This is a genomic window from Arthrobacter sp. 05N429, assembly GCF_056397045.1.
In genome coordinates this window covers 169,590-183,888 of sequence record NZ_JBFTMQ010000001.1, presented here as the reverse complement: position 1 = coordinate 183,888, position 14,299 = coordinate 169,590, and the positions used below count along the sequence as shown (strand labels likewise).

Below are 14,299 nucleotides of genomic sequence, written 5' to 3'. Positions count from 1 at the left end.
GGGCGGAGAGTCAGGGATCAGATCGAGTAGCGCTCGTCCTCGTGGTCTCCGGGGTGGTCCTTGACGAGGCCGGCGGCGAGGGTGTTGCCGTCCAGCGGGTCGATCACCAGGAACGCGCCGGTGCGGCGGTGGTGCAGGTAGTTCTCCAGCGGCAGCGGGGCCGCGAGCCGCAGCTGGGCGTGGCCGATGTCGTTGAGTTCCAGCGTGGAGGTGGGTTCCAGCTGGAAGTTGGCGAGGTCAAGCTTTCCGGTCACGTTCCGGACCAGGGCCTGGACCGTGCGGGTGCCGTGCTTGACCAGAACTTTGGCGCCTTCGCGGAGCGGCTTCGGCGACAGCCAGCACAGTGCGGCGTACAGGTCTGCCGAAGACTCCCGGATAGTGCCCGCCGCTGCGATCGTGTCCCCTCGTGCGACGTCGAATTCCTCGGCAAGGCGCAGGGCCACAGACTGCGGGGCCACGGCCTCGGTGAGCTCGCGGCCCGCGAAGTCGATCCCGGTGACGGTGGTGGTGCGGGGCGCCTGGCCCGGGGTCAGGACGCTGACTTGGTCCCCCACCTTCACGGAGCCTTCGGTGATCTGGCCCGCGTAGGCGCGGTAGTCCCGGTAGCCTTCGACGTCGAGCCCGCCGGCGACGGCATCGGGCGCCAGTGCGCCCTGCGGCCGGACCACAAGCTGCACCGGGAAGCGGAAGCTCTCCAGGTGGCTTTCGAGTTCGTCCGCGGCGGGCAGCGTCTCGAGGACTTCGAGCAGGGCCGGGCCGTCGTACCAGGGCGTGCGGTCCGAGCGGTCCACGACGTTGTCGCCGTCGAGCGCGGACACGGGGATGACCAGCAGATCGGCGATTCCATCCGCGCCGAGTCCGAGCTCGCGCCCGACTTTCTGTACGTCGGCCTCGATCCCGCGGAACATATCCTCGCTGAAGTCGACGAGGTCGATCTTGTTCACGGCGACAATCACGTGCGCCACGCGCAGCAGCTGCAGCACGGAAAGGTGCCGGCGGGTCTGCTCCAGGACACCCTTGCGGGCGTCGATGAGCACGACGACGGCGTCCGCGGTGGACGCGCCGGTCACCGTGTTCTTGGTGTACTGCACGTGCCCGGGGCAGTCCGCGAGGATAAAGCTGCGGCGGTCCGTGGCGAAGTAGCGGTAGGCGACGTCGATGGTGATGCCCTGCTCGCGCTCCGCGCGCAGGCCGTCGGTCAGCAGGGCGAGGTCGATCGCTTTTGTGCCGGTGGCCCCTTCGCCGCCGAAGCCGCGGTCCGACGAGGTGCGGGCGACGGCGTCGAGCTGGTCGGCGAGGATCGCCTTGGAGTCGTGCAGGAGCCGGCCCACCAGCGTGGACTTGCCGTCGTCGACGGAGCCTGCGGTGGCGAAGCGGAACAGGGACGCATGCGCCAGGGGTGCCTCGTCCAGCAGGACGGCCGCGCGGGAGGTGTCGATGTCGGTGCTCATTAGAAATAGCCGTCCTTCTTGCGGTCTTCCATGGCGGCCTCGGAGATGCGGTCATCGGCCCGGGTGGCGCCACGTTCGGTGATGGTGGAGGCAGCAACTTCAATCACGACGTCGCGCACGGTGGCGGCGGCCGATTCGACGGCGCCGGTGCAGGACATGTCGCCGACGGTCCGGTAGCGCACGGTCTTGGTGATGACCTGCTCGTCCTCGCGCGGCTGGGAGACCTCGCCCACCGCGCGCCACATGCCGTCGCGGGCAAAGACCTCACGGTCGTGTGCGTAGTAGAGGCCGGGCAGCTCGATGCCTTCGCGCTCGATGTAGCGCCAGACGTCGAGCTCGGTCCAGTTGCTGATCGGGAACGCCCGGACGTGCTGGCCCACGGTATGCCGGCCGTTGTAGAGGTTCCACAGCTCGGGCCGCTGGTTGCGCGGGTCCCACTGGCCGAATTCGTCGCGCAGGCTCAGGATGCGTTCTTTGGCCCGGGCCTTGTCCTCGTCCCGGCGGCCGCCGCCGAAGACGGCGTCGAACTTGTTGCGCTGGATCGCGTCCAGCAGCGGCACGGTCTGCAGCGGGTTGCGTGTGCCGTCGGCACGCTCGGCCAGCTCGCCGGAGTCAATGAACTCCTGCACGGAGCCGACGACGAGCTTAAGCCCCAGCCGCTCCACAGTCCGGTCGCGGAAGTCGATAACCTCCGGAAAGTTGTGCCCGGTATCCACATGCAGCACCGGGAACGGCACCTTCCCCGGCCAAAACGCCTTGGTGGCCAGATGCAGCATCACCACAGAATCCTTGCCGCCAGAAAACAGCAGCGCCGGCTTCTCAAACTCCGCAACCACCTCACGGATGATATGGATCGCTTCCGATTCCAAAGTATCCAAAGACGACAGGCGGGCCGCGCGCGGAGCCGCAGAACTCAGGCGAGCCGACCGCAGAGCCGGAGCAGCAGATGCCGCCCCGGGAGTGGCATCCAAGGCATCGGCCGAGGGACCCGACGCGAGCTTGCGAGCGTTGGGAAGGCCGCTGCCGCTGTCGGAGCCGCGCGCATCGTCCGAAGGACGGATGCCGCGCGGCGCAGGGGCGGGGGCGGCATCTGCTGTGGAGGCGTAGCCGGCCGTCGTCGTGCTCAAGTTGCTCATACGTGTAGTCCGCATTCTGTCTTGTCGGTTCCTGCCCAGCGTCCGGCGCGGGGGTCATCGCCGGGCGCTACCTTGCGGGTGCAGGGCTGGCAGCCAATGGACGGGTAGCCCTGTGAAAGCAGCGGGTTGACGGGAAGGAGGTTGTCGTCGGAGTACTGCACCAGCTGGTCGAAGTTCCAGGCCGCGACCGGGTTGACCTTGACCAGGCCGTTGGTTTCGTCCCAGGTGACCAGCGGGGTGTTGGTGCGGGTGGGGGCCTCGTCGCGGCGGACGCCGGTGAACCAGAGTTCGTAACCGGCCAGGGTGCGGCGCAGCGGGGCCACCTTGCGCAGCGCGCAGCACTGGGCGGGGTCGCGGGCGAAGAGGTCCTTGCCGAGGAGCCGGTCCTGCTGCTCCACGGTGTTCTCCGGGAGCACGTCGACGACGTTGACGTGCAGATTCGCGGCGACCTCGTCGCGGGTTGTGTGGGTTTCCGGGAAGTGGTAGCCGGTCTCCAGGAACAGGACGTCGACGCCGGGGAGCTGGTCCGCGACAAGCGCCGGAAGGACAGCGTCGGCCATGGAGCAGGCGACGGCTACGGCCGGGAGATCGAAGTTGCGCGCCACCCAGGCGATCACCTCGCGGGCCGGGGCGTCCCAGCCAAGCTCGGCGGCGCCGGCCTCGGCGAGGGCCTTCAGCTCGTCGTGGGTGCGGAGTGCGACAGGGCAGTTGGCAGGCGATGCCGCCCCCGGCGGCTGAACGTCGGTCACTGCAGTTCACCCTCTTCGGCGGCGAACGCCCACTCGGCGAAGCTTTGGCCTTCGGAGCGGTCGGCGACGAACTTCCGGACCACGCGTTCCACGTAGTCGGGCAGCTCCCCGGCCGTGACCTTCAGGCCGCGGACGGTCCGCCCCAGGCCTGCCTCCTCACGGCTGTCGGACGCGAGCCCGCCGCCGAGGTGGACCTGGAAACCCGGGGTGGGATCGCCGTTGGGCGTGGGAAGCATCATGCCCTTGAGGCCGATGTCCGCGGTCTGGATCCGGGCGCAGGAGTTGGGGCAGCCGTTGATGTGCAGCGAGAGCGCCTGCGGGAGCTGCTTGGTTTCGACGAGGTCGGCGAGGCGGCGTTCCAGCTCGGCGACGGCGGTGGCGGCCGTGACCTTGGTTTCGACGATGGCCAGCTTGCAGTATTCGATCCCGGTGCAGGCGATGGTGCCGCGGCGGAACACGGACGGCCGGGCGGAGAGGCCCAGGGCGTCGAGTTCGGCCACGAGCGGCTCCACGTCGTCCTTGGGCACGTCGAGGACCACCAGCTTCTGGTGCGGGGTGGTGCGCAGCCGCTGGGATCCGCGGGCCTCCAGCGTGTCCGCGAGCTTGACGAGCTGGCTCCCGGAGAGCCGTCCGGCGAGCGGCGTGGCGCCGATGAAGAACTTGCCGTCCTTCTGCTCGTGCACGCCGATGTGGTCACCCGGGGTGGAGGGCTTGGGTGCGGCCGGGCCGTCGTCGAGCTTGTAGCCGAGATATTCGTCCTCGAGGACCTGGCGGAACTTCACGGGACCCCAGTCGGCCAGCAGGAACTTCAGGCGGGCTTTGGTGCGCATGCGCCGGTAGCCGTAGTCGCGGAAGATGCTGGTGACGCCGAGCCACACGTCGGCGGCCTGGTCGGGGCGGACGAAGGCGCCGAGGCGCTTGCCCAGCATGGGGTTGGTGGAGAGCGCGCCGCCCACCCAGAGGTCGTAGCCGACGCCAAATTCGGGGTGGACCAGGCCCACCAGGGCGACGTCGTTGATCTCGTGGACCACGTCCTGGCTGGGGTGGCCGGTGATGGCGGTCTTGAATTTGCGCGGCAGGTTGGCCAGTTCAGGATCGCCGATGAACCGCTCGGCGAGCTCGTGGATCAGCGGCGTGGGGTCGATGATCTCGTCCTTGGCGATGCCGGCGACCGGGGAGCCGAGGATGACGCGGGGGACGTCGCCGCAGGCTTCAGTGGTGGACAGGTCCACCGACTCGAGCCGGCGCCAGATTTCCGGCACGTCCTCGACCCGGATCCAGTGCAGCTGGATGTTCTGGCGGTCGGTGAGGTCCGCCGAGTCGCGGGCGAAGTCGACGGAGATCTGGCCGATGACGCGCAGCTGCTCGGTGGTGAGGGCGCCGCCGTCGATCCGGACGCGCAGCATAAAGTACTTGTCCTCGAGCTCGTGCGGCTCGAGCGTGGCGGTCTTGCCGCCGTCGATCCCGGGTTTGCGCTGGGTGTAGAGGCCCCACCAGCGGAAGCGGCCGTGCAGGTCGGTGCCGTCGATCGAGTCGAAGCCATGCTTGGAGTAGACGGACTCGATACGCTCGCGGACGTTGAGGCCGTTGTCCTCCTGCTTCCAGGTTTCGTTGGCGTTCAGCGGGGCGGTGCCGTCCACTTTCCACTGCCCGTGCGGCTTTGCGGCGGGGCGGGAGGTGGGGCGCTTGGTGCGGCCTGGGGCAGCCTGGTCCGGGGACGCTCCGGCTAGAGCTGTATCAGTCATGGATCGACTGTAGGGGTGGCTGTAATGCCGTCACAAAGGGTCGGAAACGCGAGGTCACCTAGGGCAATAAATCGTCACGAAGCATCGGCGAGCCTTGAAGTGGCGGGGCTCCTGTGCATGGTCCGGGTCTTTCCCGGGCGTGGCGCCAGGCCCTTCCCGGCCGGACGACGGCGCCCGCCGCGCGGGGGTTCAGGCGCCCGCCGCGCGGGTGTTCAGGCGCCGGCCGCGAGGGCGGCGTCGTAGCGTTCCAGCGCGATTTCGGCGAGCACCGGGGACGGCAGCAGCGCGGCGGTGACGAGGTCCGCGCCAGCTTTGGCGAGCTGGTCGTGGAAGAAGCCGGGGGCCAGGAGGTAGGCGGCGATGACCACGCGGCCGCCCAGATCGACAGCGCCGGCGGACTCCCCCGCCCCGGCGCCCCCGGCGGCTTCCTCGCGGAGCATGGCCACGGCGTCGGGGACCGAAGGCTTAGCGGACGCGCCGTACGCTGCCACGATCCGGTTGGAACGCAGGGCGCGGAGCTGGCCCGCGAGTTCCTCGACGTTGTGCGCGGCGGTGGGGTCGGAGGAACCGGCAGCGGCGAGGATCACGGCGTCGTTGTCGGTCACGCCGGCTTCCCGGAGCCGCTGGTCCAGCAGCGCCGCGAGCCGCGGATCGGGCCCGAGCGGAGCGGCGGCGCGGGTGTCCGGCCGGCTCTTGACGGCACGGGCAATGTCCACCTTGACGTGGTAGCCGACGCTGAGCAGCAGCGGGACGACCACAGCGCTTTCCCCCGCGGGGAGGCCCTCCACGACGCCCGGCAGTTCAGGGTCCTGGACGTCGACGTAGGCCTCGCGGACGTCCAGCCCCGGCCGCAGCGCCGCGATCCCGGCGCGAAGGGCATTGACTTCGGCAGCGCCCTCGGTGCTGGAGGTACCGTGGGCGCAGGCGATCAGGATGGGGCTATTCATAGCCGTTAGCGTAACCTTGGAGCCGCCCCATCCGCCCCTTGAGATTCGACCGGGACGCTCCATGACTTTTTCCTTTAGCGCTGTCCTGATCTGGCTGGACCTGGCCGGCGTCTTCTTCTTCGCGGTGTCAGGGTCCCTGCTCGCGGCCCGGAAGCAGTTCGACATCATCGGCTCCCTGCTGCTGGCCTCGGTGGTCAGCCTGGGCGGCGGCGTCATCCGCGACATCATTATCAACGCGGGCCCGCCCACGGCCTTCACCAATCCGGCTTATCTGGCCCCGCCGCTGCTCGCCACGGTGCTGGTGTATTTCCTGTTCTCCAGCGTCCAGCGCTTCACCTCCCTGCTGGTCCTGTTCGACGCCGGCGGGCTGGCACTGTTCTGCATCACCGGGTCCCTCAAAGCGCTGGAGGCGGGGATGAACCCGATTGCGGCCGTACTCCTAGGGGTCACGACGGCGGTGGGCGGCGGCCTGCTCCGGGACATCACCGCCAATGAGGTGCCGCAGCTGTTCGACCCGAAGGATCTGTATGCGCTGCCAGCGTTTGCGGGGGCGGCCCTGACGGTGCTGCTTTCCGTCACCGGCACCTTCAACGCGGTCACCGCGGGTGCCGTGGCTGCCATCGTTTTCGCCTTCCGCGTGACTGCGTGGCGGCGCAAGTGGCACGTTCCGCTGGCGGTCCGTGGCTGGCACCGGCTCGGCCTGGCCACTGGGGATGGCGGGACCAAGGATTAGCTAGGATAAGAACCATGACTGACATGTTCCTCGAGAAGTTCCGCGCGCTTGTTCCGAAGTATCTCGAAGACGAATGGCAGGAAGAGGATGGCCTCCCGGCCGACGAGCTGGATGCGGCCCTCGCCGAGCACCAGTTCCAGGTCCCGCTGGCATTGCGGGAGTTCTACCTCGCGGTCGGCGGCTGCGAGGACATCATGGAGGCGTACCACTACTTCTGGGACCCTGAAGAGCTCGAAGTCGACGACGAAGGCTTCCTCATGTTCCTCGAGGACGAGGAAGAACAGTTCACCTGGGGCTTCCGGGTAGGCGACCTCAGCGTTCCGGACCCGATCGTGTACCGCCGCAACAACGCCCGCGCCCAGTGGAAGAGCGAGGAAGGAACCTTCTCCGAGTTCGTCTTCGACATGTTCGAGTGGGCGTTCAACGACGAGGACGAGGACTAGCGCAGGGTCCGCTCCTCCCCGTCCGCCGATTCTCCCCATGTTTGGTAGCCTTCACCGGGGTGTAGGGCCGAACCGCCGGAAATCTGCGCCGTCGGAAGTTCGTACTTGGGGAAATTCAGCGGATGACTCGGCCGCGCAGTACCTGCCACACCTCATCGATGACTTTCTGCGGGTTGTGGACCACATCTTGGTACCCATACCGGAGTACTGCGTACCCCGTAAGGGTGCTGGCGTTGTTTCGCCGCCTGTCCTTCTTCACCTGAGCGGGCTCCAGATGGGTGCTTCCGTCAATCTCCACGATCAGGAACCCCTCAAGCAGAAAGTCCACACGGCCAATCCCGGGCAGCTCCACTTGCGTCTGCGTGTAGATGCCCTGGTCCCTGAACAACAGCCTGGCAACGACTTCAATCGCCGAGTCCGCCGAACCATCGACCAGCTCAAGAAACGCGCGGGCGGCACCGTTCCGGTTTCCCGGCAGCCGCTGCCCCAAGTAGTCCAGCGTCGTACGCCCCTGCAACAGGGCGCTTTCCACCATCACCGCGGCTTCCATCGGGGGAAGGCACCGCAGAGCATGGAGCAGGGTGTCCGTCAGCCCGGCAACAGGACGGGGAAGCTCCGGCGGCACCAAGCTGCCGCGGTGGATTACGACGCCGGCTGCGGACCCGTGCCGACAAAGGAGATGAAGCCGCTCGGGTGCGTGGAGCCGCCACAGCCCTTGGTGCGGCGCCGCCGACGCGCAACACAGCAGTCCATTGGCCAACACCGCCGCAACCAGGTCAGGAGCTGCGTCCGCCAGTGTCACGATTCCATGGCGCAGCCGCACGATTTCCCCTGCTGACACGGCATTACGGATAGTCCGTTCAGAGAAGCCTGCCTGCAACAGCGTCCCCGTCCGGGCCACGGAACCGGCGTATTTCAGGTAACTGGTGAGGTCCATGCACCCAGCACAGTCCGGTACTCGACAGAGCGACAGGCGCCGCAACGCCTATGTGGACCAGTCCGCCGCCGGCACTCCCCAACTTTGGAGCGGCGGTACAGCGCGCCGCCCCGGTTTCAGGCTTGGCCCGGGTCAAAGGTGAGGAGACTCCGCCAACCACCCACGAAGACCCGTGACAATCAATTTACAGCCAGCCTAGACAGCGTGACATTTCTGTCATAAGCTCAGTCATGGGTTCACTAAATGCCTCCGGTGGATCTGATGCGAACGGAGAAATGGCCCCGGTTCCGCACAACGGATGCTCGAAACGTTGTGAGGAACCGGGGCCATTCCGTTTAAGACTGGCAGCCCCGCCAGCGTACAGCCGGACGCAAATATCAGCTGGCGCGGTCCACCACGGCCAGCGCGAAGTTGGTCAGCGAGTCCTTCACCACTCCCTCGGGCAGCGGTGCGAGGGCGGCAATCGCCTCATCGGCCCAAGCGCGGGCCACCACCCAGGATTCGGCCGTGACCGGGTGCTCCCGCAGGCCGGCGACCGCGGCCGCGAGGGCCTCATCGGAGCTGAGGTCACCGTCGATGAGCTTCAGGAGTTCGACGGCGGTCAGGTCCCCGTCGCGGGCGGCGTTGCGCAGCAGCAGCACGGGCAGCGTCGGCACACCCTCGCGCAGGTCGGTGCCCGGGGACTTGCCGGACTTGACCTTGACGCCGGTGACGTCGATGACGTCGTCGGCGAGCTGGAAGGCAACGCCCACCTTTTCGCCGTACTCGACCAGCATCGGCTCGTAGGCTTCATCGGCGCCGGAGAAGATCGCGCCGAGCTGTCCGGAGGCCGCCACCAGCGAGCCGGTCTTGTCGGCGATGACGGACAGGTAGTGTTCCACCGGATCCTCGTCCGGGCGCGGCCCCACGGTTTCGTGCAGCTGGCCCAGGCACAGCCGCTCGAACGTGCGTGCCTGGATGCCCAAGGCCCGGGAGCCGAGTTCGGAAACCAGGATGGAAGCCCGGGCAAAAATCAGGTCGCCGGTCAGCACAGCGACGGAGTTCCCCCAGACCTCGTGCGCCGTGGGGGCGCCGCGGCGGAACGGCGCGGAGTCCATCACGTCGTCGTGATAGAGCGTCGCCAGATGCGTCAGTTCAACGACGACGGCAGCCTGCACCACGGCGGGCAGCGAGGCGTCGCCCAGGTGGGCGCAGAGCAGGGTCAGGAGGGGGCGGATGCGCTTGCCGCCGGCTTCCACGAGGTGGCGCGAGGTAGCGTCCGCCAGCGGATCCGAGTTGGCAATCGCCTCGCGGAGCTTCTTCTCCACCCGGGCCAGGTTGGTGGTGATGGCGGGCCCGAGCTCGGGGTCCCCCGCGATCGCGGCGAAGCCGGCCGGCAGCTGCAATCCGGTGGCGATGGCGGTGGTGTTGAGGTCGGGCTCAGAGCTCGGCAGGCCGTGTCCGGCGTGCGTCCAGCTTTGGTCTGCAGAGTTGGTCACGGGTTAACCCTAACTTTTGTTGCGGAATCCGCGGAGTTGGCGCTGGAGTGCGAAGTGCCGTGCGTGCCGGGCGGGCCCTGGTTGGACGTCGCCGGGACCAGCGATTCCAGGACCCGGATGACGCGGTCCTCGAAGCCCTTGGCCGCGGGATCGGTCAGGTTGGCCAGCAGCCGCACCACGAACCGCATGAGCACGGGAATGGGCATGCCCGTCCGGAGAGCCAGTTTCATCACGGCCGGCTTCCCGATCAGGGCGGCGAAGGCGCGTCCCAGGGTGAAGTGCGACCCCCACTGGTCCCGCACGTAGTCCGCGTACCCCGCAAGCCGGGCATCGGCGTCGGAAACGCTCCACCCGCGGGACGCGGAAAGACCGGACGCGGAAAGAGATGCGGAACCGGACGACGCATCGATGATGAACTCGGCTGCAAAGCGGGCGGACTCCATGGCGTAGGAGATGCCCTCGCCGTTGAACGGAGAGACCATGCCGCCGGCATCGCCGAGCAGCAGCAGCCCGGGCGAGTAGTGTGGGGTGCGGTTGAAGCCCATGGGCAGTGCGGCGCCGCGGATCTCGCCCACCTGGTTCTCCGGGGTGAAGCCCCAGTCGGCGGGCATGCCGGCGGTCCATTCGCGCAGGACCTGCTTGTAATCCAGCTTGCCGAATTCCTTGGAGGAGTTCAGGATGCCGAGGCCCACGTTGGAAGTACCGTCGCCGACTCCGAAGACCCAGCCGTAGCCGGGCAGCAGCTTGCCGTCGCGGCCGGGGAGTTCCAGCCAGCCTTCCATCCAGTCGTCGTCGTGCCGCGGGCTGGTGAAGTAGGTGCGGACGGCGACGCCGAGCGGCCGGTCGTCGCGCTTCCGGATGCCGAGCGAGACCGCGGTACGGGTCGAGTTGCCGTCCGCGGCGAGGACGACGTCGGCGGGAAAGTCGCGGGTTTCGCCGGTCTTTCGCCCGGCGTCGTCGAGCAGCGCGGCCCGGACCCCGGTGACGCGGCCGTCGTCGGAGCGCAGCGCCTCGGTGACGCTGTGGCGTTCCAGCACGACGGCGCCCGCGGACCGGGCGTGCTCCGCCAGTTCCTCGTCGAAGCCGAGCCTGGTCCGGATCAGCCCGTATTGCGGGAAATCGGAGACCTCGGGCCAGGGAAGTTCGATGCTGCGGCCGCCGGCCAGCAGGCGCAGGCCCTTGTTGCGGCGCCAGCCCTCGGCTTCGGGGTGCCGCAGGCCGAGCTTCTGGATCTCGCGGACGGCGCGGGGGGTGAGTCCGTCGCCGCAGACCTTTTCACGGGGAAAGCTGGTCTTTTCCAGCACCGTGACGTCGATGCCTGCCTGGGCCAGGTAGTAGGCGGCAGTGGACCCGGCCGGACCGGCTCCGACGATCAGTACTTTCACGGCAGCGACGAACTAACGCGCGGGCCGGGTGTTGCGGCGCAGCTTCGCCACCGGTCCGGTGTGGGCGGCCAGGGCTGCGGCGCCTGCGGCGGGGCCGGGCTCCGTTCCGGGCTTCACGGCACGGTGCACGGCGACGATGCCGCCGCTGAGGTTGCGGTAAGTGACGCTCTCCCAGCCGGCCTCCTGCAGCCAGGCCGCGAGGTGGTCCTGATCCGGCCAGGCACGGATGGATTCGGCGAGGTAGACGTAGGCATCCGGGTTTGAGGAGACCTTGACGGCGATCGCGGGCAGCGCGCGCATGAGGTATTCGGTGTACATGGTGCGCCACAGCGGCACCACGGGCTGGGAGAACTCGGCGATGACCAGCTTGCCGCCGGGCTTGGTGACCCGCAGCATCTCGGCGAGGGCTTTCTTCGGCTCGTTGACGTTGCGCAGGCCAAAGGAGATGGTGCTGGCATCGAAGGTGTTGTCCGCGAACGGCAGACGGGTGGCGTCACCGGCGATGAAATCGATGTCGGGGCGGCGGCGCTTGCCGACCTTGAGCATGCCGAGCGAGAAGTCGCAGGCGATCACGTCGATGCCGGCGTCGGCATACGGTTCGCTGGAGGTGCCCGTGCCGGCCGCGAGGTCGAGCACCCGCTGGCCCGCCTTCACATCCATGGCTTCGACCACAACCTTGCGCCAACGCCGCGTCTGCCCCATCGACAGGACATCGTTGACGACGTCGTATTTGGGGGCGACGTCGTCAAACATCGTGGCTACTTCGTCCGGACGCTTATCCAAGGATGCTCGGTTCACCCTGCCATTGTCTCAAATGTTCGGCACACCCACGAACCACGCCCTGAGCAGGGCCTTAGGCGGGTCGGGAGTAGGGTTAGTCTCACTATGACCAGCGCGCTTCGTACCAGAATTATCAGGACACTGACAGTCCCCCTCGATGCAGAATCATTCCCCGGGGGGCTGCCGTCGTTTCTGGTCCGCGACGACCTTCTCTGCTGGACCCGCCGCGAAGCGGGCCTGGTCGGCTTCGGCGAGGTGGCCCGCTTCACCGCCACAGGACCCGAGCGCTTCCTCGAGGCGGACATCTGGTGGCGCCACCTGGTCCTTGAAGCCGAGATCGAGAACGCCGTGGAATGGCCCGGCACCGGCCCGGTCGCCTTCGGATCCTTCGCCTTCTCGAAAGCCTCCAAGCATGAGTCGCGGCTGATCGTCCCCGAAATCGTCGTGGGGCTCCGTGGCGGCCAGGCCTGGCTCACCCAGCTGACGTTCGACGACGTCGAACTCACCGCAGCGGGCGCCCGCGCCGCACTGGACCGCTGGCTTGGCAGCGGCGGTGCCGGTGCCCGCGCTGGTGCGGGCGGCACCGTAGCGGACGGCCCGACGTCGGAAGCCGGCGCAGGTGCCGGTGCCGCGCAGGCAGGCCGCGCCGTCGTCCGCCCCCTGCCGCTGGCTGCCGGGGCAACGCTGCACACCGGGTCGCTGAGCGAGCAAGACTGGATGGCCGCCGTCGCCGCCGGCGTCGAAGAGATCCGGGCCGGCGCCCTCGAGAAGCTGGTGCTGGCGCGGGACATCGTGGCCACCCTCCCCACCGGCGTCAATGCCGCACAGGTGCTGCGCGAACTGTCCGCCCGGTACCGCGAATGCTGGACCTACGGCGTCGATGGGCTGGTGGGCGCCACTCCGGAGATGCTGATCCAGGTGGAGGGGCGCACCGCCCAGGCCCGCGTCCTGGCCGGCACACTGGACCGCCGCGACGCCGACGGCATGGCGGGCTCGCCGCTGGAGTTCGCCGAACGGGTGCTGGCGGGGTCCGAGAAGCAGCGGCACGAGCACGACATCGCCATCCAGTCGCTGACCACCCAGCTGGCGCCGTTCTCGGAGGCGATGAACGCGCACAGCGAACCCTTCATCCTGGAGCTCCCCAACGTCTGGCACCTCGCCTCGGACGTGAAGGCCGAGCTGACCGAGGTCGAGGGCCATGTGCCCACGTGCCTCGCCCTCATCAACGCCCTGCATCCCACGGCGGCGGTCTGCGGCACACCGACCACCGTGGCGGGCGCCCTGATCCGCAAGCTGGAGCACCTGGACCGCGGGCCTTACGCCGGGCCGGTCGGCTGGCTGGACGCCGCCGGCAACGGGGAATGGGGCATCGCGCTGCGCGGCGCCGTCATCGAATCCCCGGAGACGGTGCGGCTGTACGCCGGCTGCGGCGTCGTCGAGGGCTCCGTACCCGAAGCCGAGCTCGCCGAGACCTGGGCGAAGTTCCGGCCGATGCTGGAGTCCCTCGGCATCAACAGCTAGAGTCCGGGATAAGAGACACTGCGGACCAGCGGGACCTTGCGCTAGTCTCGACAATAGTTATCCAATGGTGAAACAAAGTTTCCTGTGATGCACATCTCGTTTTCGGCGATACACTATAAGCCGATTAAGTCACGCCTGCTCCTGCAATAACCTGCAACAAAAGGGAAGAAACCATGCAGCTCAAGTCCCTCGCCACGGCAAAGTTGTCCGCCAAGGCAGCCGCAATCCTCGCCGTCGGCGCTCTCACGCTCACGGCCTGTGGCGGCAGTTCCACCCCCGCAGCCTCCTCTGAGGGCGGTGTGCAGCTCATCAACCCCGGCAAGCTGACCGTTTGCTCGGACGTGCCCTACGAGCCCTTCGAATTCCAGAAGGACGGCAAGATCGTCGGCTTCGACATGGATATCGCAGCGGAGGTGGCCAAGGACCTTAAGGCCGAACTCAGCGTTGTGGACAGCTCCTTCGAGGCCATCGAGACCGGTACCGCCCTGACCCAGTGCGACGTCTCGATCTCCTCGGTTTCCATCACGGACACCCGCAAGTCGGTCATGGACTTCTCCAGCCCGTACATGGACGATGACCTGACCCTGGTGGCCAGCGAGGCTTCCGGGATCACGGACCTTGAAAGCGCCAAGGGCAAGAAGGTGGGCGTCCAGCAGGCGACCACCGGCGCCAAGTTCGCCGCAGAGAAGGGCCTCGACGCCCAGCAGTTCGAGGACACGGGCCTCCTGGTCCAGGCGCTGCAGGCCGGCACCATCGACGCCGCCCTGGGCAACCAGTCCGTCCTCGCCTACGCCGTCAAGGACGATACCAAGTTCAAGCGCGTGGAGAACTTCACCACTGGCGAACAGCTCGGCATCTCCATCAAGAAGGGCAACACCGCCATGGCCACCCAGGTCAACAGCACGCTCAAGCGCCTGGTGGACGACGGCACCCTGAAGAAGTTTGAGACCACCTGGTTCGGCGAAGCCGCCAAGTAACACCCCGGCCTGAGACC

General features: G+C 67.9%; 13 protein-coding genes. 4 read left to right on the top strand and 9 right to left on the bottom strand.

Features of this window, described 5'->3' with window-relative positions:
- Positions 1-17: 17 nt before the first annotated feature.
- The 5 genes from AC1DF4_RS00895 to AC1DF4_RS00875 form a co-directional block, all read right to left on the bottom strand.
- Positions 18-1,451, bottom strand: a complete 1,434-nt coding sequence (locus AC1DF4_RS00895; RefSeq protein ID WP_476911134.1) for a sulfate adenylyltransferase subunit 1 — start codon at positions 1,449-1,451, stop codon at positions 18-20.
- A complete protein-coding gene (gene cysD, locus AC1DF4_RS00890; protein WP_476911133.1) occupies positions 1,451-2,587 on the bottom strand; it encodes a sulfate adenylyltransferase subunit CysD in 1,137 nt (378 codons plus the stop codon). The genes AC1DF4_RS00895 and cysD overlap by 1 nt, the downstream gene beginning before the upstream one ends.
- Complete coding sequence (locus tag AC1DF4_RS00885; RefSeq protein WP_476911132.1) at positions 2,584-3,336, bottom strand: phosphoadenylyl-sulfate reductase; 753 nt, start codon at positions 3,334-3,336, stop codon at positions 2,584-2,586. Before AC1DF4_RS00885 ends, cysD begins: the two co-directional genes overlap by 4 nt.
- Positions 3,333-5,081, bottom strand: a complete 1,749-nt coding sequence (locus AC1DF4_RS00880) for a nitrite/sulfite reductase (RefSeq protein WP_476911131.1) — start codon at positions 5,079-5,081, stop codon at positions 3,333-3,335. The genes AC1DF4_RS00885 and AC1DF4_RS00880 overlap by 4 nt, the downstream gene beginning before the upstream one ends.
- A 212-nt stretch (positions 5,082-5,293) precedes the next feature.
- The gene (locus AC1DF4_RS00875) at positions 5,294-6,028 is read right to left on the bottom strand and encodes a sirohydrochlorin chelatase (protein WP_476911130.1); all 735 of its coding nucleotides are present in this window, start codon (positions 6,026-6,028) and stop codon (positions 5,294-5,296) included.
- Between the two features lie 61 nt (positions 6,029-6,089).
- On the opposite strand from AC1DF4_RS00875, the gene AC1DF4_RS00870 reads away from it, so the two are divergent.
- Both AC1DF4_RS00870 and AC1DF4_RS00865 read left to right on the top strand, forming a co-directional pair.
- A complete protein-coding gene (locus AC1DF4_RS00870) occupies positions 6,090-6,761 on the top strand; it encodes a trimeric intracellular cation channel family protein (protein ID WP_476911129.1) in 672 nt (223 codons plus the stop codon).
- Between the two features lie 14 nt (positions 6,762-6,775).
- Positions 6,776-7,204: a hypothetical protein gene (locus tag AC1DF4_RS00865; protein WP_476863895.1), complete on the top strand. Its 429-nt coding sequence runs from the start codon at positions 6,776-6,778 to the stop codon at positions 7,202-7,204.
- Between the two features lie 115 nt (positions 7,205-7,319).
- On the opposite strand, the gene AC1DF4_RS00860 is transcribed toward AC1DF4_RS00865, so the two are convergent.
- The 4 genes from AC1DF4_RS00860 to AC1DF4_RS00845 form a co-directional block, all read right to left on the bottom strand.
- Positions 7,320-8,141, bottom strand: coding sequence for a DUF559 domain-containing protein (locus AC1DF4_RS00860; protein WP_476911128.1), 822 nt, complete (start codon positions 8,139-8,141; stop codon positions 7,320-7,322).
- A 377-nt stretch (positions 8,142-8,518) separates the two neighbouring features.
- The gene (locus AC1DF4_RS00855) at positions 8,519-9,619 is read right to left on the bottom strand and encodes a polyprenyl synthetase family protein (protein ID WP_441406712.1); all 1,101 of its coding nucleotides are present in this window, start codon (positions 9,617-9,619) and stop codon (positions 8,519-8,521) included.
- A complete protein-coding gene (locus AC1DF4_RS00850; RefSeq protein WP_476911127.1) occupies positions 9,616-11,004 on the bottom strand; it encodes a geranylgeranyl reductase family protein in 1,389 nt (462 codons plus the stop codon). The genes AC1DF4_RS00855 and AC1DF4_RS00850 overlap by 4 nt, the downstream gene beginning before the upstream one ends.
- 12 nt (positions 11,005-11,016) lie before the next feature.
- Positions 11,017-11,802, bottom strand: a complete 786-nt coding sequence (locus AC1DF4_RS00845; RefSeq protein ID WP_476911126.1) for a demethylmenaquinone methyltransferase — start codon at positions 11,800-11,802, stop codon at positions 11,017-11,019.
- Between the two features lie 87 nt (positions 11,803-11,889).
- Between AC1DF4_RS00845 and AC1DF4_RS00840 the strand changes: the two genes are divergently transcribed.
- Together AC1DF4_RS00840 and AC1DF4_RS00835 are read left to right on the top strand one after the other, a co-directional pair.
- Positions 11,890-13,305 (top strand): isochorismate synthase, encoded by a 1,416-nt coding sequence (locus tag AC1DF4_RS00840; RefSeq protein WP_476911125.1) that lies wholly within the window; start codon positions 11,890-11,892, stop codon positions 13,303-13,305.
- A gap of 173 nt (positions 13,306-13,478) precedes the next feature.
- The gene (locus tag AC1DF4_RS00835) at positions 13,479-14,282 is read left to right on the top strand and encodes an ABC transporter substrate-binding protein (protein ID WP_476911124.1); all 804 of its coding nucleotides are present in this window, start codon (positions 13,479-13,481) and stop codon (positions 14,280-14,282) included.
- Positions 14,283-14,299 lie beyond the last annotated feature (17 nt).

What these genes read in the sequence shown, in the direction of transcription:
- AC1DF4_RS00895 (WP_476911134.1), bottom strand. Translation starts at nt 1,451, where the DNA reads ATGAGCACCGACATCGACACCTCCCGCGCGGCCGTCCTGCTGGACGAG.
- cysD (WP_476911133.1), bottom strand. Translation starts at nt 2,587, where the DNA reads ATGAGCAACTTGAGCACGACGACGGCCGGCTACGCCTCCACAGCAGAT.
- AC1DF4_RS00880 (WP_476911131.1), bottom strand. Translation starts at nt 5,081, where the DNA reads ATGACTGATACAGCTCTAGCCGGAGCGTCCCCGGACCAGGCTGCCCCA.
- AC1DF4_RS00875 (WP_476911130.1), bottom strand. Translation starts at nt 6,028, where the DNA reads ATGAATAGCCCCATCCTGATCGCCTGCGCCCACGGTACCTCCAGCACC.
- AC1DF4_RS00870 (WP_476911129.1), top strand. Translation starts at nt 6,090, where the DNA reads ATGACTTTTTCCTTTAGCGCTGTCCTGATCTGGCTGGACCTGGCCGGC.
- AC1DF4_RS00865 (WP_476863895.1), top strand. Translation starts at nt 6,776, where the DNA reads ATGACTGACATGTTCCTCGAGAAGTTCCGCGCGCTTGTTCCGAAGTAT.
- AC1DF4_RS00860 (WP_476911128.1), bottom strand. Translation starts at nt 8,141, where the DNA reads ATGGACCTCACCAGTTACCTGAAATACGCCGGTTCCGTGGCCCGGACG.
- AC1DF4_RS00840 (WP_476911125.1), top strand. Translation starts at nt 11,890, where the DNA reads ATGACCAGCGCGCTTCGTACCAGAATTATCAGGACACTGACAGTCCCC.
- AC1DF4_RS00835 (WP_476911124.1), top strand. Translation starts at nt 13,479, where the DNA reads ATGCAGCTCAAGTCCCTCGCCACGGCAAAGTTGTCCGCCAAGGCAGCC.